The organism is Pseudomonas sp. IT-P74 (assembly GCF_949768175.1).
Lineage (GTDB): Bacteria > Pseudomonadota > Gammaproteobacteria > Pseudomonadales > Pseudomonadaceae > Aquipseudomonas.
Genome location: NZ_CATKQD010000005.1, coordinates 187,917 through 210,965 on the forward strand (window position 1 = coordinate 187,917; position 23,049 = coordinate 210,965).

At 61.1% G+C, this 23,049-nt stretch carries 21 protein-coding genes; 12 read left to right on the top strand and 9 right to left on the bottom strand.

Annotated elements, in window-relative coordinates:
• Positions 1-21: 21 nt before the first annotated feature.
• Together phnX and ACM6J5_RS05440 are read right to left on the bottom strand one after the other, a co-directional pair.
• Positions 22-849: a phosphonoacetaldehyde hydrolase gene (gene phnX / locus ACM6J5_RS05435; protein ID WP_414927969.1), complete on the bottom strand. Its 828-nt coding sequence runs from the start codon at positions 847-849 to the stop codon at positions 22-24.
• Between the two features lie 151 nt (positions 850-1,000).
• Positions 1,001-2,110: a 2-aminoethylphosphonate--pyruvate transaminase gene (locus ACM6J5_RS05440; RefSeq protein WP_150671793.1), complete on the bottom strand. Its 1,110-nt coding sequence runs from the start codon at positions 2,108-2,110 to the stop codon at positions 1,001-1,003.
• Between the two features lie 109 nt (positions 2,111-2,219).
• Here ACM6J5_RS05440 and ACM6J5_RS05445 point away from each other — a divergent pair, with 109 nt between their 5' ends.
• Positions 2,220-3,083: a LysR substrate-binding domain-containing protein gene (locus tag ACM6J5_RS05445; protein WP_095943339.1), complete on the top strand. Its 864-nt coding sequence runs from the start codon at positions 2,220-2,222 to the stop codon at positions 3,081-3,083.
• 121 nt (positions 3,084-3,204) lie between these two features.
• Here ACM6J5_RS05445 and ACM6J5_RS05450 read toward each other — a convergent pair whose 3' ends face one another.
• Positions 3,205-4,077 carry a LysR family transcriptional regulator gene (locus ACM6J5_RS05450; protein WP_095943340.1) on the bottom strand — a complete coding sequence of 291 codons (873 nt, stop codon included), beginning with the start codon at positions 4,075-4,077 and terminating at the stop codon, positions 3,205-3,207.
• Positions 4,078-4,345: 268 nt separating this feature from the next.
• Here ACM6J5_RS05450 and ACM6J5_RS05455 point away from each other — a divergent pair, with 268 nt between their 5' ends.
• Both ACM6J5_RS05455 and ACM6J5_RS05460 read left to right on the top strand, forming a co-directional pair.
• The gene (locus ACM6J5_RS05455; RefSeq protein ID WP_150671792.1) at positions 4,346-5,671 is read left to right on the top strand and encodes an MFS transporter; all 1,326 of its coding nucleotides are present in this window, start codon (positions 4,346-4,348) and stop codon (positions 5,669-5,671) included.
• Between the two features lie 70 nt (positions 5,672-5,741).
• Entirely contained in the window at positions 5,742-7,133 is a 1,392-nt protein-coding gene (locus tag ACM6J5_RS05460) for an FAD-dependent oxidoreductase (protein ID WP_414927970.1), read from the top strand.
• A 3-nt stretch (positions 7,134-7,136) separates the two neighbouring features.
• On the opposite strand, the gene ACM6J5_RS05465 is transcribed toward ACM6J5_RS05460, so the two are convergent.
• The gene (locus ACM6J5_RS05465; protein WP_414927971.1) at positions 7,137-8,549 is read right to left on the bottom strand and encodes a type VI secretion system Vgr family protein; all 1,413 of its coding nucleotides are present in this window, start codon (positions 8,547-8,549) and stop codon (positions 7,137-7,139) included.
• A gap of 225 nt (positions 8,550-8,774) precedes the next feature.
• Between ACM6J5_RS05465 and ACM6J5_RS05470 the strand changes: the two genes are divergently transcribed.
• The gene (locus ACM6J5_RS05470; protein ID WP_008051121.1) at positions 8,775-9,479 is read left to right on the top strand and encodes a YebC/PmpR family DNA-binding transcriptional regulator; all 705 of its coding nucleotides are present in this window, start codon (positions 8,775-8,777) and stop codon (positions 9,477-9,479) included.
• Between the two features lie 136 nt (positions 9,480-9,615).
• Here the strand turns inward: ACM6J5_RS05470 and ACM6J5_RS05475 are convergent, their stop codons facing one another.
• From ACM6J5_RS05475 to ACM6J5_RS05485, 3 genes are all read right to left on the bottom strand, one after another.
• A complete protein-coding gene (locus ACM6J5_RS05475) occupies positions 9,616-10,929 on the bottom strand; it encodes a leucine-rich repeat-containing protein kinase family protein (RefSeq protein ID WP_414927972.1) in 1,314 nt (437 codons plus the stop codon).
• Positions 10,930-11,186: 257 nt separating this feature from the next.
• Positions 11,187-11,939, bottom strand: coding sequence for an anti-sigma factor family protein (locus ACM6J5_RS05480; protein WP_414927973.1), 753 nt, complete (start codon positions 11,937-11,939; stop codon positions 11,187-11,189).
• Positions 11,936-12,442, bottom strand: coding sequence for a sigma-70 family RNA polymerase sigma factor (locus ACM6J5_RS05485; RefSeq protein ID WP_414927974.1), 507 nt, complete (start codon positions 12,440-12,442; stop codon positions 11,936-11,938). Before ACM6J5_RS05485 ends, ACM6J5_RS05480 begins: the two co-directional genes overlap by 4 nt.
• A gap of 163 nt (positions 12,443-12,605) precedes the next feature.
• Here ACM6J5_RS05485 and ACM6J5_RS05490 point away from each other — a divergent pair, with 163 nt between their 5' ends.
• Together ACM6J5_RS05490 and ACM6J5_RS05495 are read left to right on the top strand one after the other, a co-directional pair.
• A complete protein-coding gene (locus ACM6J5_RS05490; protein ID WP_150671787.1) occupies positions 12,606-13,691 on the top strand; it encodes a catalase family peroxidase in 1,086 nt (361 codons plus the stop codon).
• Positions 13,688-14,233, top strand: coding sequence for a cytochrome b (locus ACM6J5_RS05495; RefSeq protein WP_095943348.1), 546 nt, complete (start codon positions 13,688-13,690; stop codon positions 14,231-14,233). Before ACM6J5_RS05490 ends, ACM6J5_RS05495 begins: the two co-directional genes overlap by 4 nt.
• A 62-nt stretch (positions 14,234-14,295) precedes the next feature.
• On the opposite strand, the gene ACM6J5_RS05500 is transcribed toward ACM6J5_RS05495, so the two are convergent.
• Complete coding sequence (locus tag ACM6J5_RS05500; RefSeq protein ID WP_414927975.1) at positions 14,296-15,441, bottom strand: M14-type cytosolic carboxypeptidase; 1,146 nt, start codon at positions 15,439-15,441, stop codon at positions 14,296-14,298.
• A 366-nt stretch (positions 15,442-15,807) separates the two neighbouring features.
• On the opposite strand from ACM6J5_RS05500, the gene ACM6J5_RS05505 reads away from it, so the two are divergent.
• From ACM6J5_RS05505 to ACM6J5_RS05525, 5 genes are all read left to right on the top strand, one after another.
• The gene (locus ACM6J5_RS05505; RefSeq protein WP_414927976.1) at positions 15,808-16,476 is read left to right on the top strand and encodes a GntR family transcriptional regulator; all 669 of its coding nucleotides are present in this window, start codon (positions 15,808-15,810) and stop codon (positions 16,474-16,476) included.
• A 79-nt stretch (positions 16,477-16,555) separates the two neighbouring features.
• Positions 16,556-17,362, top strand: a complete 807-nt coding sequence (locus tag ACM6J5_RS05510; protein WP_150671785.1) for an ABC transporter substrate-binding protein — start codon at positions 16,556-16,558, stop codon at positions 17,360-17,362.
• An 11-nt stretch (positions 17,363-17,373) separates the two neighbouring features.
• Entirely contained in the window at positions 17,374-18,141 is a 768-nt protein-coding gene (locus ACM6J5_RS05515) for an amino acid ABC transporter permease (RefSeq protein ID WP_414927977.1), read from the top strand.
• Position 18,142: 1 nt separating this feature from the next.
• A complete protein-coding gene (locus ACM6J5_RS05520; RefSeq protein WP_150671783.1) occupies positions 18,143-18,922 on the top strand; it encodes an amino acid ABC transporter ATP-binding protein in 780 nt (259 codons plus the stop codon).
• Between the two features lie 131 nt (positions 18,923-19,053).
• Positions 19,054-20,664, top strand: a complete 1,611-nt coding sequence (locus ACM6J5_RS05525) for a gamma-glutamyltransferase family protein (RefSeq protein WP_150671782.1) — start codon at positions 19,054-19,056, stop codon at positions 20,662-20,664.
• Between the two features lie 75 nt (positions 20,665-20,739).
• Here the strand turns inward: ACM6J5_RS05525 and ACM6J5_RS05530 are convergent, their stop codons facing one another.
• Positions 20,740-21,015, bottom strand: coding sequence for a hypothetical protein (locus ACM6J5_RS05530; protein ID WP_414927978.1), 276 nt, complete (start codon positions 21,013-21,015; stop codon positions 20,740-20,742).
• A gap of 307 nt (positions 21,016-21,322) precedes the next feature.
• On the opposite strand from ACM6J5_RS05530, the gene ACM6J5_RS05535 reads away from it, so the two are divergent.
• Positions 21,323-23,044, top strand: coding sequence for a type I secretion system permease/ATPase (locus tag ACM6J5_RS05535; RefSeq protein ID WP_150671781.1), 1,722 nt, complete (start codon positions 21,323-21,325; stop codon positions 23,042-23,044).
• Positions 23,045-23,049 lie beyond the last annotated feature (5 nt).

Sequence of the window (23,049 nt, forward strand, 5' to 3'; positions counted from 1 at the left end):
CAAGGGCAATGCGGGGATCTATCAACTGGACTGTGGCATTTCGCCGTTGGCCAGACGCTTGTTGATGTCGGCGATCACTTCCGGCAGATCAGTGATGGTGTCGATCATGTAGTGCGGGCGCGAGCCTTCGAACATCCCGTGGATGCGCTTGCGCTCGCTGTCCAGTTGGTCGCGGCCCAAGGCGCGATAACCTTCGTAGTCCAGGCCCAGGGCGTTGCCCGAGCAGATCAGCGCCACGGTCCACATACCGGCGCGGCGACCCTCGAGTATGCCCGGCACGGTGTCGTCGATCTTCACGCAGGCGGCGACGTCGTCGATGCCCAGGGCGATGACGTTGGCCAGTGCCTGGGCCGGCCATGGACGACCATTCGGGACTTCGTCGGTGGCAACCACGTGATCGGCCACGTAGCCGTTGGTGGCGGCCAGTTCAACGACCTTGTCCATGACCTGTTTCGGGTAACCGGAGCAGGAGCCGATCCTGATCCCTTGCTGGCGCAGGTTGGCGATGGTCTCCAGCGCCCCAGGGATCAGTGCCGAGTGTTCGGCGATTTTTTCGATCTGCAGCGGCATGAAGCGTTGGTAAATCGCGGTGACGTCATCGTCGCTCGGCGTGCGGCCGAACACTTTGCGATAACGCTCGGCTACCTCCGGCAGATTGCACAGGGTGCGGATGTGGTCCCACTTGCCCATGCCCATCGGGCCTCGGGCCTCTTCGATGGACACCTGGACATCGAACTCGGCGAAGGCCTCGACGAAAATCTGCGTCGGGGCGAAGGAGCCGAAGTCGACCACGGTGCCGGCCCAGTCGAGGATGGCGGCTTGCAGTGTGGTTGGGTTGGTGTAGTTCATGTCTGGAAATCCTTTGGCAACTGGCTAATGGGGGCTGCTTTTACTGTGGGAGCCAGCCTGCTGGCGATGAGTGCCTGACATTCAACGGATGTGTTGGCTGACAGTCCGCTATCGCGAGCAGGCTCGCTCCCACAGGGGAATGCGGTGTGGGTCAGATTTTCAGCACTTCCATCTCGCGCAACACTTCAGCAATTGCCGCCACGGCTTCGCGCATTTCGGCGGGTTGGACATGACCGATGCAGCCGACACGGAAGGTTTCGACCTGGGTCAGTTTGCCGGGGTAGAGGATGTAACCCTTGGCCTTGACCCGCTCGTAGAACTCCTTGAACGCGTAGCGCGGATCTTGCGGGGCGTGGAAGGTGGCGATGATCGGCGCCTGGATAGCCGTCGGCAGGAAGCTGCGCAGCCCCAGTTTGCCCATCTCCTCCATCAAGGCCTGGCAGTTGGCGGCGTAGCGTTCGTGTCGCGCCGGCAAGCCACCTTCCTCGTTGTATTGCAGAAGGGCTTCGTGCAGCGCGGCGACCACATGGGTCGGCGGGGTGAAGCGCCACTGACCGGTCTTGGCCATGTAGGCGTGCTGGTCCTGCAAGTCCATCGCCAGTGAGTGCGAGTTACCGGCGGCGCTGGCCAGGGATTCTTTGCGAGCGAAGACAAAACCCATGCCCGGCACGCCTTCCAGGCATTTGCCCGAGGCGGCGATCAGTGCGTCGAATGGCACTTGCTGCGCATCCACCGGCAGGGCGCCGAAGGAGCTCATGGCGTCGATGATCAGGCGCTTGCCGTGTTCTGCGACGACCTGGGCGATCTGCGGCAGCGGATTGAGGATCCCGGTACTGGTTTCGCAGTGAATCAGGGCGACGTGGGTGATGCCGCTATCGGCGCGCAGCAGGCGGTCGACATCGGCGGCGGTGGTCGGCTCGTCTTCTGCGGTTTCGAACGTGCTGAAGGAGCGGCCCAGCACTTCGCAGATTTTCGCCAGGCGTTTGCCGTAGGCGCCGTTGATCAGTACCAGAATCTTGCCGTCCCGAGGCACCAGCGTGCCGATCGCCGCTTCGACCGCGAAAGTGCCGCTGCCTTGTAAAGGCACGCAGTGGTGGGTGGCGGCGCCGTTGATGATCGCCAGCAGTTGCTCGCAGAGGCTGGCGGTCAGTTGATTGAAGCGGTCATCCCATGAACCCCAGTCAACCATCATTGCCTGACGGGTGCGGGCCGACGTGGTCAACGGGCCGGGGGTGAGCAGGATGGGTTCGGCAGTACTCATTCTCGTGTCCTCGCAATCGATGGGATGAAGCGTTGGTGCCTAAATTGCAATTTGCCGTGTTATCAATCAAATTGTTTATTGTTATGCCAGCCATCAGTGAGGGTTATTCATGAACCTGTTTCAGCTGCGCGCCTTCGATGCCGTGGCCCGGGAAGGCAGCTTTACCCGGGCGGCGGCGCGGCTGTTCATCAGCCAGCCGGCGGTTACCGGGCACATCAAGGCCCTGGAGGAGCACTACCAGATCACCCTGCTGCGCCGCACCGCCCGCCGGGTGGAACTGACGGAGGAGGGCACCAAACTGGCGGCAATCACCCGGGCGATGTTCGGTCTGGCCGAGGAGGCGCAGGTGATGCTCGAAGCCAACCGGCAATTGCTCACCGGGCGCCTGGAGGTAGCGGCGGACGGCCCGCACATGGTCATGCCGATGCTCGCCAGCCTGCGGGCGCGCTATCCGGGGATCACCGTGAACCTGCGCCTGGGCAACGCGCAGGAAACCCTGGCGGCGTTGTTGTCCGAACATGCCGACGTGGCGGTGCTGACCGAGGTCGAGCCGCGCAAGGGACTGCATCTGCAAGCGCTGAGCGAATCACGGATTTGCGCGCTGGTGCCCGACGGGCATCCTTGGGCGCAGAAGAGCAAAGGCGTGCAACTCAAGGAGCTGGATCAGGTGATCATGGTGCTGCGCGAACCGAGTTCGATAACCCGGCGCACTTTCGATGAGGCTTGTGCCCAGGCCAGGGTCAATCCGCGGGTGTTGCTGGAACTGGACAGCCGCGAAGCGGTGACCGAGGCGGTGGCCGCCGAACTGGGGGTGGGAGTGGTGTCGTCAGTAGAGGTCAGTCACGACCCGCGGGTGGCGGCGGTGCCGATCATTGGCGAGGGGTTGGTGAATCGGCACATGATTGGCTGTATGGAGCGGCGGCGGAATTTGCGCTTGATCCAGGCGTTTTTCGGGTTGGCGCCAGTCAGGTAGACCGAGTTGCCTGCATCGCTAGCAGGCTGGCTCCCACAGTGGTCCTGTGTTGTCTGCATAATCTGTGGTCAACGCAAATCTCCTGTGGGAGCTAGCCTGCTAGCGATGGGGCCGGACCTGCTTACACAAGACTTTCGCGAACCATCTCGAGAAAAGTCGCCACCACCCGCCGCGAACTCTGCTCGCGCAAGCACACCAGGGTTTCAGTCAGCCTGCGTTTGCAATCGGTAATCGGCAACGCACACACCCGTGAATCCGCACCAAATTCGGCAGCCGACACCACGCCCACCCCAATCCCGACCACCACCGCTTCCCGCGCCGCTTCCCGACCTTCAACCTGAATTGCCGGGCGAATGCGAAACCCGGCCCCGGCCATTTCCTCTTCCAGGGTCTGCCGGGTCACCGAACCGATTTCCCGCAACACCAGCGGCGTGTCGTCGAGGTCGGCGAGAGTGATGGATTCGCGTTCTGCCCACGGATGATTGCGCGACACAAACGCCACCATCGGGTCGTTACGCAGGGGCAGGGAAATCAGGCGTTCATCGCTGACGTCACGGCCCAGCAACGCCAGGTCGGCCTGATAGTTGAACAGTCGGAACAGCGATTCATCGGTGTTGCCGGTTTCGATCTTCACGCTGATCCCGGGGTAGCGTTCGCAGAAACGGGCAATCTGCGGCAGCACATGCACCGGCGCATCCACCGCCAGAATCAGGCTGCCGGTCTGCAAGGCCTGGGAGTCCTGCAACAGCTCCTGAGCTTCGGCTTCGATGACAAACAATTTCTGCGTCACGCCGAGCAGGCGCTCGCCCAGGTCGGTCAGGCGCACGGAACGCTTGTTGCGGTGAAACAGCAAAACCCCGTAGCGCTCTTCGAGTTTGCGCACCTGGTCGGAAATCGCCGGTTGCGTCAGAAACAGGCGCTCGGCGGCCTTGGTAAAGCTTCCATGCACCGCCACGGCATGGAAAGCTTTGAGCTGGGCGTGGGACACCGACATGGGAATCTCCAGTAACAAGCTGACCTTATATTTGAAATACGATAAATCGATTTCACTTATTAATCAGTAATTGTTTTTATCCACCTCAGCCCCGGTGACTGGTCAGTCGAACAGCAGCGGGAGCCATGAGCCTGTGCGTGCAACTACAGGACTCATCTGACCGGTATCCGCCGTAGGGACAGGGCGATATCGCAGTGCTCAACAATAAAAACACAGGCGTTTTCTTCCAATTCTGCCGGCACACTCACACCCTGAGGTCAGAACCACAATGAACAAGCACATCGGCACCATCAAGCGTTGGCGCGTGCAGATCTTCGCGATCACCTGGCTCGCCTACGCCGCGTTCTACTTCACCCGCAAAGCCTTCTCGGTCGCCAAGCTCGGTATTGGCGAAGACCCGACCTTCATGCTCGACAAAATGGCCATGGCCAACCTCGACGCCATCTACCTGACGGCCTACGCCGTCGGTCAGTTCACCTGGGGCATCCTCGCAGACCGTTTTGGCCCGCGTGTGGTGGTGCTCGGCGGATTGCTGATTTCCGCCGGCGCGGCGCTGGTGATGGGCAACTTCGCAACCTTACCGATTTTCGCTACCTGCATGCTGATACAAGGCCTGGCGCAGTCCACCGGTTGGTCGGGGCTGTGCAAGAACCTCGGCAGCTTCTTTCCCTCCGAGCAACGCGGGCGGGTATTGGGCTTGTGGAGTTCCTGCTACGCCTTTGGCGGTCTGGTAGCCTCGCCGTTTGCCGGTTGGTGGGCGTACACGCTCATCGGCAGCTGGCATGCGGCGTTCATTTCCAGTGCGGCGGTGGTTGGGCTGGTCGCCGTGCTGTTTTTTATTTTCCAACGCAACAAACCGGAAGACGTCGGCTTGCCGGCGGTGGAGCCGGAACCCGAGCTGACCGCTGAACAGGCCGACGCGCAAAGCAAAATCAGCATGTGGGAGCCGTTGAAGGAAATCCTGCGCAACCGCACCGTGCTGGTGCTGGGGTTGGCGTACTTCATGCTCAAGCCGGCGCGCTACGCGATTCTGCTGTGGGGGCCGGTGATCGTTTTCGAACAGATGCCCTCGGTGGGCAAGGTCGGCGCGGCGATCATACCGACCGCGTTTGAACTGGCCGGGTTGCTCGGGCCGATCCTGATTGGCCTGGCCTCGGACAAACTGTTCGGCGCCCGGCGCATGCCGGCCTGTGTGATCAGCCTGTTGGCGCTGACTGTGTCCCTGGCGTTTTTCATGGGCGCCCTGCATACCGGCAGCGTGCTGCTGGTGGTGGCGCTGCTGTTCGTCATGGGCCTGACCCTCTACGGACCGGACTCGATGATCAGCGGCGCGGCCGCCATCGACTTCGGCACCGCCAAGGCCGGCGCCACGGCAGCCGGTTTCGTCAACGGCTGCGGCTCGGTCGGGGCGATTCTTGGCGGACTGCTGCCGGGCTACTTCGACACCGTTACCGTGTTCATTGTCTTCGCCGGTTGCGCCATGTTTTCGGCGCTGGTGTTGATCCCGCACTGGAACAGCCGCCCCGGTGGCCTGGGTACTCACTTCGCCTATGTACCCAATAAAGCGATGACCATCAAACCCCTGCGTACCTGAATCCTGTCCCTCGTCGCCTGCTGCACCTGCGGCAGGCCGGCGTGTGGGCAACTGACCGGAGATTGACCCCATGAGACCCTTTTGGCTGGACCAGGCCTTGAAGGCTGATGCATCCGAAACCTGTCCGCCACTGGAAGGCGACACCCGCGCCGATGTCTGTATCGTCGGCGGTGGTTACACCGGGTTGTGGACCGCGATCATGCTCAAGGAGCAGAACCCCGAGCTGGACGTGGTGCTGATCGAAGCGGACATCTGCGGTGCCGGGGCCAGTGGACGCAATGGCGGATGTGCGTTGTCGTGGTCGGCCAAGTATTTCACCCTTGAGCGCTTGTTTGGCGTCGAAGAAGCCGTGCGCCTGGTCAAGGAGTCCGAGCGCAGCATCCATGCCATCGGCGCCTTCTGCCAGCAGTATGGGGTGGACGCCGATTACCGCCTCGACGGTACGCTCTACACCGCGACCAATCGTGCTCAGGTCGGCTCGACCGATGCGGTGATCGCGGCGCTGGAGCGCAACGGCATCAACTCGTTCACCCAGCGGCCGGTGGCCGATGTGCAGCGCATGGCCGGTTCCGACAAACACCTGGAAGGCTGGTTTTCCCCGGCCGCGGCCAGCGTGCAGCCGGGAAAACTGGTGCGAGGCTTACGCCGGGTAGCCCTGCAACTGGGGGTGAAGATTCATGAAAAGACCGCCATGACCGGGCTTGAGGAGGGCAGGCCGGCAGGCATTCAAACCCCCAACGGCACCATTCGCGCCGACCGTGTGGTGCTGGCGATGAACGCCTGGATGGCCCGGGCATTCCCGCAGTTCGAACGCAGCGTGGCGATCGTTTCCAGCGACATGCTGATCACCGAGCCTCGGCCGGACTTGCTCGACGAAATCGGCTTGACCAGCGGCGTCACGGTGCTCGATTCGCGGATTTTCGTGCACTACTACCACAACACTCCGGACGGCCGGATCATGCTCGGCAAGGGCGGCAATACCTTCGCTTATGGCGGGCGCATGCTGCCGGTGTTCGATCAACCTTCGCCTTACGCCGGTTTGTTGCAGAGCAGCCTGGCGGATTTCTTCCCGGCGTTCGCCGACGTCAAGGTCGAAGCGACCTGGAACGGTCCATCCGACCGCTCGGTGACCGGGTTGCCGTTCTTCGGGCAGATGAGCGCCAGTGGCAATGTGTTCTACGGTTTTGGCTATTCAGGCAGCGGTGTCGGTCCCTGCCATATGGGCGGGCAGATTCTGGCGTCGATGGTCCAGAGCCTGGACAACCCCTGGACCCGTTCGCCGCTGGTCAATGGACCGCTGGGTTTTTTCCCGCCGGAGCCGATTCGCTACATCGGCTCGCTGATGGTGCGCAACGCCATCCGCCGCAAGGAGCGCGCGGAGGATCATGGGCGTCGGCCACGGCATCTGGACGTGCGTCTGGCGAAGTTCGCTGCGGCGGCCGGCAAGGCTGACAAGGGCTGAGCGTCAGTGCGCAAGGTCCGAGCGGTTGAGCAGCCAGTCGAACAGCAGGCGGGTATCGCCACGGGGCTCACGCGGGCGAGGGCGGTGAGCTTGTGGCCGAGGGCCCATGGCCGTACAAAGCACCGGGCGATCCGGGTCACTGTCGAGGAAAATCACCAGCACCTCGCTGCCAGCCACGGGCAAGCGGGCCGGATCGATCCAGTCCTCGGCGGTGGTCAGCGCCAGCGGTAGCCACAGGCCGTCGGACGCCTCCGCGGCTGATGGTGTGGCGGGCCAGAGGTTCACCTGAACCCGGCCATCCTCGTCCACTGCCGCCGGTTGCCCGATCGGGCCGCACACCTGACCAGGCTGATACCCGGGGATACTCGGCCTGGGTTGTTTGAGCGCCGGCCTGAACACCGTAGACCAGGGGATGGCGCTGAATTGATTGCGGTAACCCTGGGCCATGTCGGGTGTGTCATCGAGCAGAATGGATGAATGACGGCCCTGATGACGGATTTCGGTAACCAGCCATTGATCATTGAAATTCGCCAGCGGGTGCTCGGCCACCTGCAGGATCCCGCCACTGCGTAATGTCCCCTGGTTGCTTTGACCGTGGATCTGCAGGTGTCGGCAGCGCAGGCGTTCCAGTTGTCGACGACTGAGCTGGTCGCGATGTTGTTGTTCGCCAGCGGGACAGTGCCTCGCCGTGGCGAACGAGTGATTGGCTGCGCCTTCGCTGATGTCCGCTGTACCCGGATTCCTGGCGTCTGGGCGCACAGGGGAGAGCGGAGCATCATGGCGCTGGAACAGTTCGCTGATCACAGGTTCCTGGTGTTCGCTGCTGCTCATCGACATGAGCAGCGGTTCCTGGGGGAAACTCAGGCTGTCATCGGCCAGCACCAGCACATGGCCGTCGCGTTGATGCTCGAAGTGATAGTGGATGCCTTCTTCCTCGCACAGCCGTTGCAGCAGCGCCAGGTCGGTTTCTTCGTACTGAATGCAAAAAGGTCGCAGGGGGTAGTGCCCGGTTGCCAGTTCAAAACGATAGCTGCCGGCGGGCAACCCATGTTCCTCCAGCAACTGGCGCAGGATCATGGGTACGCTGGCACGCTGGAAAATACGTCGGCACCGTTGCTGATCCAGCGCCAGGACACGGGGTACCAGCGCCAGTTTGTAAGCGACCCGGTGTCCGCTTCGATGTTCACAACTGGCGCTGTGCATTACGCCATGAATGCCTTGGTCGTGGCCGAATTCGAGGAACGCCGGTTGATGCAGCAATCGCTCAAGGTTCAGGGCCGGTGCCAGCCCGATCACCTCGATGTCGAATCGATAGGGCTGGTTGAGAGCTTCATGACCACTGAACCGGACCACCTGGAAGCTCAGGTCGTCGTCGAGAAGCGTCAGGGTGGTGGGACTTTCCTTGTCGTTGTGCATCGAACTCGCTACCGCTGTGGAGTAGGGTGCAAAGCGTACGAAACCCCGGCGCATTGCGGGCACGCTAAAGCGACATTTCCGAATCGCCCTACAACCGCTGGTGAAGATGTCGATGCAAGTCGGGATTTTTTGGTCGATTGCCAACTTTAGGCCGTATAAACTTGCGCAAAGCGTCGGCCAATAGAAGTCTCGGCGCCACAGTTGCCACAGATAAGAGAGTGAGAAATGGGCGCACAGTGGAAGGTTAAACACAAAGAAGCGGCAGCTAATGCCAAGGGCAAGATCTTCGGCAAACTGGTGAAGGAAATCACCATTGCTGCGCGCAACGGCGCTGATATTGCTACCAACGCGCACTTGCGCCTGGTGGTTGAACAGGCCAAGAAAGCTTCGATGCCCAAGGAAACACTGGATCGCGCCATCAAGAAGGGTGCGGGCCTGTTGGGCGAGACCGTGCAATACCATCGCGTGACCTATGAAGGGTTCGCTCCGCATCAGGTACCGTTGATCGTTGAGTGCGTGACCGACAACATCAACCGCACCGTCGCCGAGATCCGCGTGGCGTTCCGCAAGGGCCAGCTGGGGGCTTCCGGTTCGGTGGCCTGGGACTTCAACCATGTCGGCATGATCGAAGCGTCGCCGGACACCCCGGACGCCGATCCGGAAATGGCCGCCATCGAAGCCGGTGCACAGGATTTCGAACCGGGTGAAGAAGGTGCGACCCTGTTCCTGACCGAGCCGACCGACCTCGATGCGGTACAGAAAGCCCTGCCGGAACAAGGCTTCACCGTGCTGTCGGCCAAACTGGGCTACCAGCCGAAAAACCCGGTCAGCGGCCTGAGCGATGAGCAGATGGCGGAAGTCGAAGCGTTCCTCGAAGGCCTCGATAACCATGACGACGTGCAGGATATGTTCGTCGGGTTGGCGGGTTAAGTCTTTGTGTCAATGACGGCTCTGTTGTCTGGCAGGCCGTCATCGCGAGCAGGCTCGCTCCCACAGTTGACCGAGTTGTCTGGTCGGGCGCGATCTAATGTGGGAGCGAGCCTGCTCGCGATTGACCGCGCAGCGGTCACAGGCTTTCCAATTGCCGCACGACTTCGCTGAACCCAGGCCGCGCCAGTACCTGCGGCTGACAGCAACGCCGCTCCAGATCCTCCAGCGCCCCACGCTGTTCAGCGCTGAACCCCGAATCAACCCGCTCCAGCAACTCCCCCAGCAATACCCCGAACGCCCGCACCTCGATCCGTTGCAAGGCACGGCTTTCAAGGCTGTCGGAAATCTCGTGGAACGACGCCGCGCCAAAATCCCCCAGCAAGCAATCACCCTGCTCATTCCACAGAATATTGTGCCCGTAGAGGTCGCCGTGGGTGATGCCATGGCCGTGCAGGTGCTCGGCCACCGAGGCAATGCCCGAGGCAATGCGCAGCGCCACCGCCGCACTGAAGCGCAGGTCGTCGGGGTAAATGTCGCGGCTGCACGACGCCAGGCTCGGCAGGCTGGCGAGGTTGAGAAAACTCGGCGGGATCAACTGCATGACCAGCCCGGCGGTGTGTTGCGGGTGATCGACAATCCGCCCTTCGACGCGAATCAGGTTCGGGTGCAACCCGGCGGTAATGCAGGCGTTCATCTCGTGCATCGGCGAGCCATCGCTGGTCATTTCGCCCTTGTAGAGCTTTACCGCAACGGCCATGGGCGGTTGGTCGGCCGATTGCCAGACGGCCTGATGAATCACCCCGGACGCCCCTTCGCCGAGTTTTTTCTCCAGGTGCAATGTCGACCAGTCAATGCGCGGTGTGGCGTCGAGGGCGGCCGCATCGGCTTCGGTTTCCAGTGGGTTACCGGCATAGGCCAGCCAGGTCAGGCTCGGCAGCGTCAGTAGCCATTGCGGCAAGTCGGTGAACTGGTTGGCGGCGATGCGGATCAGCTCCAGCCGATGACAATTGCGCATCGACTCCGGCAACGCCTGCAGGCGGTTACCGGCCAGCATGAGCTTTTGCAGGTAGGGCCGCTCTCCCAACTCGCTCGGCAGCGTCTCGATGCAGTTGTCGGTCAGGATCAGCCAGCGCAGCAGCGGTGGCAGTGCCGCTGCGGGCACGTGGGCGATGCAGTTGGCCTTGAAGCCGATCATCGTCAGTGCGGCGCATTGGCCAACACAGGCCGGCAACTCGGTGAAGCGGTTATCGGAGCAGAACAGCACGCGTAAACGGGTCAGGCGATGCAAGTCCTCCGGCAGTGCGCTCAAGGCATTGCCGCTGAGGTTGAGCACTTCCAGCGAATCCGCCAGATCGAAGATCTCCCGGGGAAACTCGGTCAGGCCTTCGGCCAGATCCAGCCGCGTGATGCCCGACAACTCGCCGGCGCGCAATTGAGCAAGGGTATGCATGAACAGATTCGCCATTTACCAAGGGGAGGGCGCGGGGCCCTGGAAATGGGCGACATGATAGCGGGAAAGATGTGGCGACTGTCAGGTCGCCTTCGCGAGCAGGCTCTCCCACATTTGATCGGTGTAGATCACAAATTCTGTATCCGACACAAATCCAGTGTGGGAGCGAGCCTGCTCGCGATAGCGGTCTGTCAGGCACCATCTCAGTGATTGTCAGGCCGTCATCGCGAGCAAGCTTGCACCCACAGGGGGTGTGATCAGAACTGAGTGGTCTGTTTGAGCATCCGCGCCGCCGGTGTATCCGCCGGGCTGACCATCGCATAGTTGTAGCCACTTCCCGACCAGTACTCGGCCTGTAACTCGCCATCGCTGCGACTGCCCCTGGGCAGCAGGAAGTTTTTCGGCCCTGGCGGGCGCACATAGAAACTGATTTTCTGCCCGCCCTGGTTCTCGTAGACCACCATCGCCGCAGGGCCTTGCTCGGTACTCAGCAAACGCCCGCTGGCCGGCTTGAAGCCGGCACCCGAGAGGTCGGGCAGGCGATTGGCCCGGGTGAAGTAGCGGTCGAGCCAACCCTGCATGTCACCGTCGTCGCCGACTTTGTAATCTGCCGGCAGGAGACCTTGCTGGGCAATCAGGCGATACGCCTGCAGGGCATCGGTCATCGGCAGTTGGGGGCTCGCCAGTGTCATCTCCCGCGCTTGCCAACCGCTGAATCCGCCGACGCTGACGGCGATGAGCAGCGCCGCGGCACTGGCCAGGTGTCGACGGGATTGGCGTTTGAGGCGCTGGCGTATCACGACTGGATCAAGGTCCGGGTTCGAGGGGTGTTGCAAGGCCCCCCCCAAGGCTGCGCGCAGTGCCTGGGCATCCCGCTGCCAGGCGCGCACTTGCGCGGCCGCCTGCGGGTCAGTGGCCAGAAAAGTCTCCACCAGGCGTCGGTCGGCGTCGCTGAGTTGGTGGTCGACGTAGGCGTGCAGGTCTCGCTCGCTGGGGGGCATGCTGATCATTTGAGTCTCCGCAGGGAAGGGCGGTTGATTTCGCCCTCGCTGAGTTGGCGCAGGGCCTGGCGAGCCCGGGACAGGCGGGACATCACGGTGCCGGTGGGTACGTCGAGAATCTCGGCGACCTCTTTGTAACTCAAGCCTTCCACCGACACCCAGAGCAGCAGCGCGCGTTGCTCGGTGGGCAGTCGGTCGAAGGCGTTGAGGGTCGATTGTGCAATCACGGTGCGCTCCACCGAAGGCTGTGCATCATTACGCCCGGTGAAGAATTCGAGCATGCGCGCATAGCGCCGGGAGCGGCGGTGCGCATCGAGAAACTGCCGATAGAGAATCGAGAACAGCCAGGCGCGCAAGTCGCCCTCGGCGCGTTTGCTGGCCCAACTCGAGAGTGCCCGCTCCAGGCTCGCCTGCACCAGATCGTCAGCGCTGCTGGCATTGCGCGTCAACGACACGGCAAACCGCCGCATTCCGGGAATGATTTCTCTGAGTTGTTCGTCGATATCGTTCATGAAGTTCTGGCTAGTCACTACGCTTGACTGTGGACCAGGAAGACGCCCGGCATTCGAGGTTATTCCACGTCAGAAAAAATAAAAACCGCGCGTGGGAATAAACCTGCGAGCGGTTCGTCTGCTTGATTCTTCTCACTTGTGGCCGATGGCCCTGGAGTCTTTCATGGTAGATCGATCATCACCGCCAACCCGGCCACCCTTGAGTGCGGCGAGCCTGACGTTGCGCCTGGCTGGCATTGCCGTGGTCGTTGCCGCCGTGGCAGGGGCGTTTGCCTACGTCAACGGCACCCTCGACCCACAGCGGCTGACCCCGAAGAAACTGATCAACGTGCTGGAAACCAACAACGGTGTGCATCCGGGTTTCCGTCGCAACCACTCCAAAGGTGTGTGCGTGATCGGGCATTTCGAGAGCAGCGGCGAGGCTCGCAGTTACTCCACCGCCCAGGTGTTCAACGAAACGCAGACCCCGGTGGTGGGGCGTTTCGCCTTGGGGTCCGGCAACCCTTACGCGCCGGACAGTGCCGCGCCGATCCGCAGCATGGCCTTGCGCTTCACTCAGGCCAACGGCCAGCAGTGGCGTACCGGGATGAACAGCATGCCGGTGTTCCCGGTGGGCACGCCGGAGGCGTTCTATCAATTGCAGCAGGCGCAGTCGCCGCTACCCGCTACCGGCAAACCGGACCCCGCCGCAGTGCCGGCGTTTTTCGGTGCACATCCGGAAGCCGCCCCGTTTCTGGCCTGGATCAAGACCGCCAAGCCTTCAGCCAGTTACGTCACGGAGACCTATAACAGCGTCAACGCTTTCTATCTGGTGAGCGCCACCGGACAACGCCAGGCCGTGCGCTGGAGCATGGTGCCGGTGACTCAGGATGCGCCGGGTGCTGCGGTGCCGCAGGGGAGCGACTTTCTGGAGAAAGACCTGGTTCAGCGCATTGCCGCAGGGCCGTTGCGTTGGCAGTTGAACATCATCCTGGCCAATCCTGGCGATCCAGTGAACGACGCCAGCAAAGCCTGGCCCGAAGGGCGCAAGGTGCTGAACGCGGGCACGCTGGTGCTGGAAAAAACCCAGCCGCAGCTCAATGGCGAATGCCGTGACATCAACTACGACCCATTGGTATTGCCCGCCGGCATCGAAGGTTCCGACGACCCGTTGCTCGCCACTCGCTCAGCCGGTTACGCCAATTCCTACCTGCGTCGCACCAGCGAAGTCAGCCAGTTGCCCGCCGCCAAACAGGAAGCCCAGCAATGAGCACTCAACCCAACCACTTCGCACCCTTGGCGCGTCTGCTGCACTGGCTGATGGCGCTGATGATCATCGCCATGCTGTTTATCGGTGCCGGCATGGTCGCCTCGGTCTCCGAGCGGCATGAATGGCTGATTCATCTGCACAAACCCTTGGGCGTTGCGATCTTGCTGTTGGTGATCGTGCGTCTGGTCGTGCGTTTCTCTACCACGCAACCACCGCTGCCGGCGGATCTGCCAGGTTGGCAAGCGCTGGCGGCCAAGGCCTCGCATGTGTTGCTGTACGCCTTGATGCTGGTCTTGCCGCTGCTGGGCTGGGCGATGATTTCGGCGTCGGGTGAGCCCGTGATGCTCAGTAGTTCGTTGCAGTTGCCATCGATTGTGCCGGCCAATGCGCAAGTGTTTGCGTTCCTGCGCAAGGCTCACGGGTATCTGGCGTACCTGCTGTTTCTGACGGTGTTGCTACATTTGGCAGCCGCGTTGTTTCACGGCTGGGTGCGTCGCGATGATGTGCTGGACAGCATGCTGCGGGGCAAGGATCGCGGCTAGCAGCCATGGAGAAAAAGATCGCCGCCTGCGGCAGGCGGTGATCTTTTGATCTTGAAGGGTGATCAGCGCAGGGTATCGACCATATCCGCAAGGGTGGTGAGTACATCCTTGCCCAACTGCTTCGAGCGCTTGCCCGACCAGCCCGTCAACGGGTTCGGATGATCGTCGTGATCCTTGAACGGCATTTCCAGGGTCAATGACAGGCAATCGTACTTCTGACCCACGCTGTTGCAGGCCAGCGTCATGTTGGCCTGACCCGGTTCATCGCGCACATAGCCATACCTGGTCTGGAAATCTTTGGTGGTGCGTTTCAGATGACTGCGGAAGTGCTCCTCGAGCTTTTCGATCCGCGGCGTGTAACCGGGGTTGCCTTCGCAGCCGGCGGTGAAGACGTGAGGGATTTCCTCGTCACCATGGACGTCGAGGAAAAGGTCGACGCCGTACTTTTCCATCTGCTGCTGTACGAAAAAGACTTCCGGGCTGATCTCCTGACTGGCGTTCTGCCAGGCGCGGTTCAGGTCTTGGCCCATGGCGTTGGTGCGCAGGTGACCGTGGAAGGCGCCGTCCGGGTTCATGTTCGGCACCAGGTACAGGTCGGCGCCGGCCAGCAGTTTGTTCAAAACCGGGTCGTCGTGTCTTTCCAGGCGCTCAATCACGCCTTCCATGAACCACTCGGCCATGTGTTCACCCGGATGTTGCTGGGCAATGATCCACACTTTGCGCTGGCCTTCGGCGCCGGTGCCTTTGCGCAATAGCTGGATGTCGCGACCTTCGACACTCTTGCCGGTGGCCAGCAGTTCGGTGCCGGCCTTGGTCAGCGCCTGCTCGATCAGCCAGTCGTGGCGACCACGGCTGTAGGGTTCGAAGTAGGCGAACCAGGCGTGGGTCTGCTCGGCTTCGAGGCTGAAGCGCAGGCAGTCGCCCTCGAAAATGGTGGGTACGCGGAACCAGTTGACGTGATCGTAGGACGCTACCGCCTGATAGCCGGTCCAGGCCTTGTTATAGGAGGATTGACTGGCATTGTTCAAGCGAAACCAGTGGTCCTGGCCGACATGCAGGCCGCTGGCCTTGAAGTGGAACCATTGGAAATGGTTGCTTTTGGTATCGGGACGGATCGCCAGCAGGGGCTTGAGCGGGTCGCTGAGGTCGATCACCTGGATGTTGCCGCTGTCGAAGTTGGCACTGATGTCGAGGGAGGATTTAGCCACGGTTGGGTTCCTGATCAAGATTTTTATGGCGGCTACTTTACACGCAAGCGCAGGGCCTTAGGAGCGCAGAAAAACCGCCTCGCCCCCAAGGCGCCTGTTCACTTTGCGACTCAAGGTTTGCCGCGAAGTCTTCCAACCAAGCGTAGCGATCATCCGTGTTACCACCAGCACCGTTTTAAGGCTGCCCTGTAACAGGATGGGGCATTTCAACTCGTTCCTGCTCGACGTCCCCGTAAGTATCCCGTCGTCGTGATGGCTGTTATCTCAATCCAATCAACTACCTGCAAGCGATGTGCTGAGTCTGGCACGCAATGTGCTGTTTTGGCTTTGTGGATAATTGGATACAAAAATACAAAAGGTGCACTGATGAAATTCGCCCCTGCCTATACCGAGCGCCAGCCTGTCACTGCCGAGGAGGAGGCTTACAACTTTCTCCTGGAGGCCATTTGCAAAGGACGTTACCGCACCGGCGAGCGGCTGATTGCCGAGGACATCGCCGGTGAAATCGGCATGAGCCGCATGCCGGTGCGCGAAGCGTTTCGCCGTCTGGATGCCGACGGCCTGGTGACGTTGCGGCCCAATCGCGGCGCCATCGTTCGGGGCCTGAACATCGATGAAATGCGTGAAGTGTTCGAGATGCGCAGTGCCCTTGAGGGGCTCGCCATCCGGGTGGCGGTCGGCAAAATGACCGAGCGCCATTTCAGCCATCTGGAGCGTCTGCTCGACGAGATGGACGACTACCGCGAGGATGGTGCCGAGTGGGTCAGCCGTCATCGGGCCTTCCATGAATATCTGTGCAGCCTGAGTGAACGCCCGCGCCTGATGCGGCAAATTTCGGCGCTGTATTCGGTGATTGAGCCGCACATGCGCCTGTGGCTGCAACACGCCGACAAGCCCCGCAGTGCCCGGGACGAACACGCCTCGATCGTGGCTGCGTTGCGTTCCGGCGATCCGGATAAAGCGGCGGCGGTGGTGTGCGAGCACATCGAAGGAACGATTCCGCGCCTGATTCAGTTTCTTGAGGCTCATCAGTAACAGGAGCCGTCCTGCCTAGCGATTTGCGGTTGTTGTGATTTTGCGTAACCCCGTTACCTCACCTGACTGGAGTATTGCCATGCACAAGCCTTGCGCGTTAGCTGCTGTCCTTTCCTTGAGCCTTTGCTCGCAATGGGCGCTGGCGGCTCCTGAACTTCCCGAGCGATTAAGCAAGAGCGAGAAGATCGTCTATTGCTCCGGCATGGATTCGCCGCCGCTGGTGTCGTTTGACCTGAAGCAAAAACCGGTCGGGCTCCAGGTGGATATGGGCGAGGCGATTGCCCAGCGCCTGGGTGGCAAAAAAGTTGAATGGCGGATCTCTCCGTTCGCCGGGCTGATCCCGGCGCTGCTGGCGCAACAGTGCGACATGATCGTCGATCAACTGTTCGACAAACCCGAGCGCCGTGAAGTGATCGACATCGTCAACTTCATGTATTCCAGCCAGTCCATCGTGGTGCCCAAAGGCAATCCGAAATCGGTGAGCACGCTGGAAGATTTATCGGGGCTCAAGGTCGCGGTCAGTAACGGTTCGACCATCCGCGTGCTGCTGGGCAAAGAGAACGAAAAACTCGAAGCGGCCGGCAAGGCACCGATGAAACTGGTGGTCTACAACGTCGACGCCGATGCGTTCCAGGCCTTGCGCATCAACCAGGTGGACGCTTTCGGCACCACGGTCGAGTCTGCCGGCCATTACCAGCAACTGGCCCCTGACCTGTTTCAATCAGCGGTGCCTGCTTTCAACCGCATCCTGACCGGTTTCGGTGTGCGCAAAAGTGATCCGCAATTGACGGTCGCGTTGACCGAAGTCTTGCAAGGCATGCGCGCCGACGGCAGTTACGAAGCGCTCCTCAGTAAATGGCATGTCGGCAGCGACAAACTGGACTGAGGACGAACCTGATGAACTTCAATTGGGATGTGTTCTGGCAGTACCTGTTACAGCCCAGTGATGTCTACCTGACGGGGCTGTGGCTGACGTGCCTGATCAGTGTGTCAGCGATGTTGCTCGGCTGTGTGCTGGGGTTGATCGCGGCGTTGATGAAGCTGTCGAGTAACCCGCTGTTGCAATACCCGGTGCGCTTTTATGTGTGGCTGATGCGCGGCACGCCGCTGTTGGTGCAGATCGTGTTTCTGTACACGGCGTTGGCGGCGGGCGGGATTTTCCGCTTTGAAGACCTGGACCTTGGCTGGCTCATCGTGCCCGGCAATATCCAGGCGGCGATCATTGCTCTGGGCCTCAACGAAGGCGCGTACATGGCCGAGATCATTCGGGCCGGCATCGGCGCGGTGGACAAGGGCCAATACGAAGCCGGACGCTCGTTGGGCATGACGTTCTCCAGGCTGATGCGCCGTATCGTCCTGCCGCAGGCCTTCCGGGTCATCGTTCCGCCGCTGGGCAACGAGTTCAACGTGATGTTGAAAAACACCACGCTGGTCAGCGTGATCGGCGTGCAGGAGTTGTTGCTCAGCACGCAAATGGTGACCTCGGCGACCTTCCGGGTGTTCGAGTTGTATCTGGTGGTTGCCATTTACTTCCTGGCCTTGACCACGCTCTGGGGCTTTTTCCAGCGCTGGCTCGAGGCGCGTTTCGGCCAATCCGATCGTCCGACTCCGGCCGCCAGCCGAATGTTCGGTCGCAACACCATGAAACTGTTGAGAGGGCGTTGAGATGGCGCACATGAGTGAAGAGCTGGTCATCGAAGCGCTGGATATTCACAAGTCGTTTGGTGACCTGGAAATTCTCAAGGGCATTTCGCTGCAAGTGAAACGGGGTGAAGTCGTGGTGCTGATCGGCGCCTCCGGTTCGGGCAAAACCACGTTTATTCGCTGCATCAATTTGCTTGAGGACATTCAGTCCGGGCAAATCCGTGTCAGTGGCCGGCCCATGGGTTATCGCTCCCGTGCCGATGGCAGCCTGGTCCGGGACTCGGAGCGCAACATTGCGCGTCAGCGCCGGGACATCGGCATGGTGTTTCAGCGCTTCAATCTGTTCCCGCACATGACCGCCCTGGAAAACATCATCGAGGCGCCCATCCACGTGCTCGGCGTGGCGCGCGCGGCAGCGGTGGAGCAGGCGCGGGCGCTGCTCAAACGGGTCGGGCTGGCCGAGAAGGCGGATCACTACCCTTCGATGCTGTCCGGTGGGCAGCAGCAGCGGGTGGCCATCGCACGGGCGCTGGCCATGAAACCCCAGGCGATGTTGTTCGACGAGCCCACCAGCGCCCTTGACCCGGAGACGGTGGGTGAAGTGCTGCAAGTCATGAAGGAACTGGCCGAGGAGGGCATGACCATGGTCGTGGTCACCCATGAAATGGGCTTTGCCCGCGAAGTGGCCGATCGGGTGGTGGTCCTCGATCAAGGCGAACTGATCGAGCAGGGCCCGCCCGAACAGATCTTCAGTCAGCCCAAGCACGCCCGTACCCGCGCCTTTCTCAGTCGTGTGTTGTAGGAGCGAGCCTGCTCGCGATGGACTCAAGAGCACCGTGTTTTTCCAGGAAACCCGCGTCATCGTTAACGTCCATCGCGAGCAGGCTCGCTCCTACAGGTTTTTATGAACATTACTTTTGTGTGAGTCCTGCCATGTTCAAGTTTTCTGCCCATGAGTATCCCTACACCTCACAACGTCAAAGCGTTTTCGCCAAGCGCGGCATGGTCGCGGCCTCTCAGCCACTGGCCGCCGAAGCCGGGATTGAAGTGATGCGTCGCGGCGGCAATGCCATCGATGCGGCCATCGCCACGGCAGCAGCATTGACGGTGGTCGAGCCCACCGGTTGTGGTATCGGTGGTGACGCTTTTGCCTTGGTCTGGACCCAGGACAAACTGCATGGCCTGGCTGCCAACGGCGCCGCCCCGCAAGCCCTGAGCATTGAGGCCGTGAAAGCGGCCGGTCATGAAAAAATGCCGCTGCATGGCTGGACGCCTGTCACTGTTCCTGGCTGCCCGTCGGCCTGGGCGCAATTGTCCCGGCGTTTCGGTCGTCTGCCCTTTGCGGACTTGCTGCAGCCGGCGATCAGTCTGGCGCGGGACGGATTTCCCGTTTCGCCAGTGGTCGCCTTGCAGTGGCAAACCGCGCTGGAGGATTTCACTCCCGACCGTAGCGACGTGCTTGAGAGCTGGTTCGAGACCTTCCTGATCGAAGGCCGCGCCCCCCGCGCCGGCGAGTTGTTCCGTAACCCGGCCCAGGCACGGACCTTGAGCGAATTGGCCGCCACCGAGTGTGAAAGTATTTATCGTGGCGCGCTGGCGCAGAGGCTGGATGCGCATTCGCGAGCCACGGGCGGCTATCTGCGCGCCAGTGATTTGCAGGACTACCGCGCACAGTGGGTCGAGCCGATCAAGGTTAACTATCGTGGTGTCGACGTCTGGGAGATTCCTCCCAGCGGTCAGGGACTCGTGGCGTTGATGGCGTTGAAGATTCTCGAGGGCTTTGACTTCGATCATCGCGACAGCCAGAGGACCTGGCATCGTCAACTTGAGGCCATGAAACTCGCCTACAGCGATGGTTTGCACTACATCACCGATCCGGAGCACATGCGGGTGGCGGTGCACGATCTGCTCAGCGACCACTATTGCGCTCATCGCCGGGCACAGATCGGTGAGCAGGCCGTGGCGCCCCAGCCGGGTGATCCCCATGCCAGTGGCACGGTCTATCTGGCCACCGCCGATGCGGAGGGCAACATGGTTTCGTTCATCCAGAGCAACTATCACGGTTTTGGCTCTGGCGTGGTATTGCCCGACAGCGGTATCGCCCTGCAAAACCGTGGTGAAGAGTTCAGCCTTGATCCCGGCCATTCCAATTGCCTGGCGCCTGGCAAAAAGACCTTCCACACCATCATTCCAGGGTTCCTTACAAAAGACGGCGAAGCGATGGGCCCCTTCGGTGTCATGGGCGGCTACATGCAACCGCAAGGACATGTGCAGATGGTCATGAATCTGGTGGATTTCGGACTCAACCCTCAAGCCGCGCTGGACGCACCGCGTTGGCAATGGTTGGGGGACATGAAGGTGGGCATTGAGCAGGACGCTTCGCGGGATATGGTTGCGGCACTGGCGCGTCGCGGGCACGAGGTTCGGGTGGCGTGCGATCTCACCAGTTACGGGCGTGGGCAAATTATCTTGCGCGATCCTGAAACCGGCGTGTTGTGCGGCGGGACAGAGCCACGAACGGACTCACATATTGCGGTGTATTGAAGAACACGAGAGAGGGCGAGGAGTGGGGGCGTCCTCCTTGACGCCGCCGCAGCTTAGAGACTGTGCGACTGATTCTCAAGTGCTATCTGTCGCTGGTTTGAACCAATGATGCCGGGCTTCTCTTGCCTGCTGGAATTCTTTTGACATCATCCGCGCCATCGAATTTGCGACACACAAAGACTTCATTAGCCTGAAGCAAATGCCAGAAAAACCGGCAAATAAAGGACCCGGCGAAAAGCCGTAATGCTGTTCAGTTAAGGAAGTTGTAGGAGCGAGCTTGCTCGCGATGGACTCAAGAACGCCGCGTTTAGCCAGTAAATACGCGTTATCGTTAACGACCATCGCGAGCAAGCTCGCTCCTACAGAGGACCACATTCGCTTAAGTGAACAGCATTACGGCCAAAAGCCGGGTCTTTTATTTGGTAATGCATTTATATTTTTTGATTTCATTTCTTAAAGCCTTTCTATTCCCCCGTTTGTCCCTCCGTCGAAAAACCACTCAAGATCGCCTCCTTCAAGCCGATGGAGTAGAGGTGCCAACTGGCTTCAAGCTGTTCATTAATAGAGGGCAAAGTGCTAGCATCGCCGCCGCGCAATGCAGCCCGGGCATCAACATAACCGTTGTCTTTCCCAATGCTTTTTTCATCTTTCGGACTTTATGCGATTTTTCCTAGATCCCCAGCGAGATATCGATGCAGCGCTGCTACGTTATCGTCGGCTGTTCGGCGTGTTGGCACTGTTCAGCGGGGTGATCAACCTGCTGATGCTGGTCCCGTCCATCTACATGATGCAGGTTTTCGACCGCGTCCTGACCAGTCGCAATGAAACCACGCTGTTGATGCTGAGCCTGATCTTGCTCGGGTTCTTTGCCCTTGGCTGTCTGCTGGAGTGGGTGCGCGGCCAGGTGATGATCAAGATGAGCGCCGGCCTGGATACTCAGTTGGGCGAGCGGGTATTCGATGCGGCGTTCGAGCGTAGCCTGAAGGAGCACAGCTCCAACCCGGCGCAGGTGCTGAGCGATTTGAACAGCATCCGGCAGTTCGTCACCGGTCCGGCATTGATTGCCATCTTCGATGCGCCGTGGCTGCCGATCTATGTCATCGCGACGTTCCTGTTCCATCCCTGGCTTGGGGTATTCACTGTCATCGGCTCGCTGATCCTTGCCGGGCTGGGAGTCTGGAACGAGCTGACCACCCGCAAAAGCATGAGCGAAGCCAACCGTTTGTCCGTGGCGTCTTCCAGCTACGTGAACAGTACCTTGCAGAACGCCGAGGTGATTCAGGCGATGGGCATGCTCGCGCCCTTGCGCCAACGCTGGTTCAACGTGCAGCAGAGGGTCATTACCGAGCAGGGCGAGGCCAGTGACCGCAGTTCGCGGATCGCCGCGCTGTCACGCTTTGTGCGCATGACCTGGCAATCGCTGGCCCTTGGCCTGGGAGCCATCCTGGTGATCGAGAATCAGATTTCCGCCGGGGTGATGATTGCCGTGTCGGTATTGCTGGGACGGGCCATGGCGCCGGCCGAAGCGCTGATCGGTTCGTGGAAGCAGATGGGTAACGCCAAAAGCAGTTACGAACGTTTGAACCGCCTGCTCGGCGAGTTCCCCAAGGTCGCGCCAGGCATGCCCCTGCCAGCGCCGACCGGGGCCCTTAGCATCGACCGCCTGGTAATCATCCCGCCGGGCATGCACAAGCCCGCCGTCAATGGCGTGACCATCAGCCTGGCCAAGGGCGAAGTACTGGCGATCATCGGTCCGAGCGCGTCGGGCAAGTCTTCCCTGGCGCGTGCCATGGTCGGCATCTGGACCGCCAGGCAGGGCTCGGTACGCCTGGACAGCGCCGAGGTCGGCCAGTGGTCGCGTGCAGCCCTCGGCCCGCACCTCGGTTACCTGCCCCAGGACATCGAGTTGTTCGATGGAAGCATCGCCGAAAACATCGCGCGCTTCGGCGAGGTGGATGCAGACAAGGTCATCGCAGCGGCGCAACTGGCCGGTATCAACGAGATGATCCTGCACTTCCCCAAAGGCTATGACACCTTGCTCGGGACTGGCGGGCTGGGGTTGTCCGGCGGCCAGAAGCAGCGCATCGGCCTGGCCCGCGCGTTGTATGGCCAGCCGGCGCTGGTGGTGCTCGACGAACCCAACTCCAACCTCGACGATGCCGGTGAAGCGGCGCTGGTGCAGGCCGTGCGCAAGCTCAAGGCCGAAGGCTGCACCGTGGTGCTGGTCACCCACAGGCCGAGCATTCTCGGCGCGGTCGACAAGCTGTTGTTCCTCAAGGACGGCGTACAAACCCTGTTCGGCCCGCGTGACCAGGTGCTCAAGACCCTGGTGCCAGCGGCCCCGGCAAAAGCTGTCGAACCCCGCAATCAAGAAGCCTGAGGCGT

Coding starts and splice junctions, on each gene's coding strand:
- ACM6J5_RS05495 (WP_095943348.1), top strand. CDS start 13,688: ATGAGCACTCAACCCAACCACTTCGCACCCTTGGCGCGTCTGCTGCAC.
- ACM6J5_RS05440 (WP_150671793.1), bottom strand. CDS start 2,110: ATGAGTACTGCCGAACCCATCCTGCTCACCCCCGGCCCGTTGACCACG.
- ACM6J5_RS05535 (WP_150671781.1), top strand. CDS start 21,323: ATGCGATTTTTCCTAGATCCCCAGCGAGATATCGATGCAGCGCTGCTA.
- ACM6J5_RS05470 (WP_008051121.1), top strand. CDS start 8,775: ATGGGCGCACAGTGGAAGGTTAAACACAAAGAAGCGGCAGCTAATGCC.
- ACM6J5_RS05515 (WP_414927977.1), top strand. CDS start 17,374: ATGAACTTCAATTGGGATGTGTTCTGGCAGTACCTGTTACAGCCCAGT.
- phnX (WP_414927969.1), bottom strand. CDS start 849: ATGAACTACACCAACCCAACCACACTGCAAGCCGCCATCCTCGACTGG.
- ACM6J5_RS05445 (WP_095943339.1), top strand. CDS start 2,220: ATGAACCTGTTTCAGCTGCGCGCCTTCGATGCCGTGGCCCGGGAAGGC.
- ACM6J5_RS05510 (WP_150671785.1), top strand. CDS start 16,556: ATGCACAAGCCTTGCGCGTTAGCTGCTGTCCTTTCCTTGAGCCTTTGC.
- ACM6J5_RS05480 (WP_414927973.1), bottom strand. CDS start 11,939: ATGATCAGCATGCCCCCCAGCGAGCGAGACCTGCACGCCTACGTCGAC.
- ACM6J5_RS05455 (WP_150671792.1), top strand. CDS start 4,346: ATGAACAAGCACATCGGCACCATCAAGCGTTGGCGCGTGCAGATCTTC.
- ACM6J5_RS05525 (WP_150671782.1), top strand. CDS start 19,054: ATGTTCAAGTTTTCTGCCCATGAGTATCCCTACACCTCACAACGTCAA.
- ACM6J5_RS05465 (WP_414927971.1), bottom strand. CDS start 8,549: ATGCACAACGACAAGGAAAGTCCCACCACCCTGACGCTTCTCGACGAC.
- ACM6J5_RS05505 (WP_414927976.1), top strand. CDS start 15,808: ATGAAATTCGCCCCTGCCTATACCGAGCGCCAGCCTGTCACTGCCGAG.
- ACM6J5_RS05460 (WP_414927970.1), top strand. CDS start 5,742: ATGAGACCCTTTTGGCTGGACCAGGCCTTGAAGGCTGATGCATCCGAA.
- ACM6J5_RS05485 (WP_414927974.1), bottom strand. CDS start 12,442: ATGAACGATATCGACGAACAACTCAGAGAAATCATTCCCGGAATGCGG.
- ACM6J5_RS05475 (WP_414927972.1), bottom strand. CDS start 10,929: ATGCATACCCTTGCTCAATTGCGCGCCGGCGAGTTGTCGGGCATCACG.
- ACM6J5_RS05520 (WP_150671783.1), top strand. CDS start 18,143: ATGGCGCACATGAGTGAAGAGCTGGTCATCGAAGCGCTGGATATTCAC.
- ACM6J5_RS05490 (WP_150671787.1), top strand. CDS start 12,606: ATGGTAGATCGATCATCACCGCCAACCCGGCCACCCTTGAGTGCGGCG.
- ACM6J5_RS05450 (WP_095943340.1), bottom strand. CDS start 4,077: ATGTCGGTGTCCCACGCCCAGCTCAAAGCTTTCCATGCCGTGGCGGTG.